The sequence below is a fragment of the Streptomyces sp. DH12 genome (assembly GCF_020873895.1).
Lineage (GTDB): Bacteria > Actinomycetota > Actinomycetes > Streptomycetales > Streptomycetaceae > Streptomyces.
Genome location: NZ_JAHWGT010000148.1, coordinates 1 through 903, shown reverse-complemented (window position 1 = coordinate 903; position 903 = coordinate 1). Strand labels below are relative to the sequence as shown.

The following is a 903-nucleotide window of genomic DNA, read 5'->3' as shown; positions in this document are numbered from 1 at the left end:
GTCACGGTCAGGGCGTGCGGCGGGCAGGCGCACGGGGTAGGTGGCCGGCTCCTCTCCCTCCGGCCCGACGCCGAGGAACCGCCCCGGACGGGCCGCATCCGTACCCCCGCCCGCCGGAGGCGCCCCCGCGCGGTCCGGCAGCCGCCTCAGCTCCAGCGTCCGGTCCACCGCCGAGGCGCGCCGCCTCGCACCCGCCCGAGGCCTCGTCAGCAGCGCGTGTCCGGCGGCCCCCTGACGGTCCACCACCAGGACCCGCCGACGCGGCCGCGAAGGCGGCACCCCGGCCTTCACTTCCGCTGACGCGCCACCCGCCCCCGGCTCCGGCCGCGCCCAGCTCGGCGCCCTCCGCTCCGGACGCCCGCCGCGCACCACAGGCTCCCCGCCGAACAACGTCTCGGCGCGACGCCGGATCTCCTCCCCCGGAGCCTCACGGTCACCGTCCCGGGCCCACGCGCGCGGCCGGCTCGGGCGACCGCGGCGATGACGGTGACGGTGACGGTTGCGCGAGGCGCGGCCGTCGGACAGAGGCCCGCGCCCCGGACCACTCGTCGGAACAGCGGTTCGTGTGTGTGATCGAAGTGCCATGCGACGAGGGTCGGGCACAGCCGCCCCAGCGCGATGATCTTGCTCGAAACCCGTGGACGAGCACTCAGTTGTGGATAACGCCGTCACCCGTTCGAGGGGGAACGACCCGCTCCGAACCTCACCGGGACGAGACCACGACCCCCAGCAGCCCCGGCCCCGTGTGCGCCCCGATCACCGCGCCCACCTCGCTGACGTGCAGCTCGGACAGTCCCGGCAGCCGGGTGCGGAGCCGGTCGGCCAGGGCGGAGGCGCGTTCCGGCGCGGCGAGATGGTGGACGGCGACGTCCACCTCCGCGCCTCCCGCCCGGTCCGCCGCGA

At 76.7% G+C, this 903-nt stretch carries 1 protein-coding gene; it reads right to left on the bottom strand.

Annotated elements, in window-relative coordinates:
• Nucleotides 1–703: 703 nt before the first annotated feature.
• The coding region (locus LPA54_RS33115) for a DegV family protein (protein ID WP_228984442.1) at nt 704–903 on the bottom strand (200 nt) is incomplete at its 5' end.